1 protein-coding gene is annotated in these 1311 nt (G+C 77.6%); it reads right to left on the bottom strand.

Annotated elements, in window-relative coordinates; all coding sequences use genetic code 11:
- Positions 1 to 116: 116 nt before the first annotated feature.
- Entirely contained in the window at positions 117 to 1136 is a 1020-nt protein-coding gene (locus ACFV6I_RS38760) for an N-acetylglucosamine kinase (protein WP_380430906.1), read from the bottom strand.
- Positions 1137 to 1311 lie beyond the last annotated feature (175 nt).

The raw sequence follows: 1311 nt of genomic DNA, 5'->3' as shown, positions 1-1311 counted from the left end.
GGACCATGGGGGGATCTCTCCACACTGGTTGCCTGCTGGGGCGGGGGGGGGGGGGCGGGCCGCGGTCGGTGTTGCGGTTGGGGGGGGGGCGGGAGTCTTGAGGGGCGGCGTAACGGTCAGACGGCGACGGGCCGTTGCGCCTCGTACGCCTCGCGCAGCCGGGCCTGGGCCGCGGGGCCCGCCCCGAGGTGGTCGAGTCCGAGCAGGGCCGCGCCCAGGACGGGCGGCGCGACGACGACCCGCGGTTCGGCGAGCGGCGCGGCCTCGGCCAGACGGGCGGTCAGGTTGTCGATCAGCAGCGGCTGCCGGGAGGCGAGCACGCCGCCGCCGAGCACCAGCGGGGTCCGCGTGTCGAGCAGTTCCAGCCGCCGAAGGGCGACGACGGCGAGCCGGACGATCTCGTCGGCCTGGCGGTCGATCAGCCCCAGGGCGACCTCGTCGCCCTGCTCCGCGACGGCGAACAGCACCCGGACGATCTCGTGCAGCCGGCTGGTCGGCAGGTGCCCGAGGTGGACGGCCTCGGCGACGGCGCCGGCGCTGGGCAGGCCGAAGTGCTCGGCGATGGCGCGGGAGAGCCCGGTGGGGCCGCCGCGGCCGTCCTCGTGGCGGACGGCGTGCCACATGCTGGTGACGGCCAGGCCCCCGCCGCCGCCCCAGTCGCCGGTGAGCTCGCCGAGGGCGGGGAAGCGGGCGGTGCGGCCGTCGGGCAGCAGGCCCACGCAGTTGATGCCGGCGCCGCAGACGACGGCGACGCCGCGCGGGCCGTCGGTGCCGGCCCGCAGCAGGCCGAAGGTGTCGTTGACGACGGTGTTGCTGGTGCCCCAGGGGTGGGATTCCAGCGCGGCGCGCAGGGCCTCCTCCTCGACGGGCAGGTCGGCGTTGGCCAGGCAGGCGCTGACGTGGCTGGTGAGGACGCCGCTCCAGGCGGGGTGGCCGGCCGCGGCGGCGGCCTGTTCGACGAGCGGGGCGAGGCCGGCGACGGCGGCGGCGCCGCCGATCTTCTGGGGTGCGAAGCCGCCGCCGCGGGCGGTGCCATGGACGGTGCCGTCGGCGCCGATCAGGGCGACGTCGGTCTTGGAGTTGCCGGCGTCGATGGCGAGGACGCCTGGCAGGATCGGTTCGGGCTGGTGGGTCATCAGGTCCCCGCGGCTCGTACGTGGCCCGGCCGTGGCGTTGTCCCCGGCCGGGGGTGGTCGGTCTCCTCGCAGTGCCCCGCCCGCCACACCCACAAAAACCCCGGCGGCGGGCGGTACCCGGCGGGGCCCGGGGGGGTAGCGGGGCCCCGGCGGGGATGCGCCCGGGGGGTGGAGA

Origin of the sequence: Kitasatospora sp. NPDC059803 (genome assembly GCF_042732255.1) — a bacterium.
Classification (GTDB): domain Bacteria; phylum Actinomycetota; class Actinomycetes; order Streptomycetales; family Streptomycetaceae; genus Kitasatospora.
The sequence above is the reverse complement of the archived record's forward strand: the minus strand, read 5'-3'. Positions and strand labels throughout refer to the sequence as shown.

What these genes read in the sequence shown, in the direction of transcription:
- ACFV6I_RS38760 (WP_380430906.1), bottom strand. Translation starts at nt 1,136, where the DNA reads ATGACCCACCAGCCCGAACCGATCCTGCCAGGCGTCCTCGCCATCGAC.